Below are 315 nucleotides of genomic sequence, written 5' to 3' on the forward strand. Positions count from 1 at the left end.
ACAGCCATTTTCCAGTGTAACATAGCCCTGTGCGATCTCTGTCTGATGGGTATGGACTGAACCGCCGCAGAGGGTGAACAGGATCTCTTCTATCTGCAACGGGGTCAGTTGCATCGTTTGCAGTGAGTTCAGTTCAGGTGCCAGCTGTGTCGGTGTGCAGCTGCATCCTCGTACCGTAAACTGTGGAGCACAGCCCAGCCGGAGCCGCAGCTCATGTACAGTATCTGCGTCTTCTGATGGGAGCTGCCCCAGCGGCCTTGCCAGCCATTGGGGCAGCGTCTGCACCACCTGATAATACTCGTCCATCTTCTGTTC

Annotated in this window: 1 pseudogene; it reads right to left on the minus strand. The window is 55.9% G+C overall.

From position 1 onward, the window contains the following. Nucleotides 1-315 (minus strand): annotated as a pseudogene (locus tag P0G09_RS17250) (stage III sporulation protein AA); the annotation flags it as partial.

Origin of the sequence: Faecalibacterium sp. DFI.5.82, assembly GCF_029076575.1 — a bacterium.
GTDB classification, from domain to species: Bacteria; Bacillota; Clostridia; order Oscillospirales; family Ruminococcaceae; genus Faecalibacterium; species Faecalibacterium duncaniae.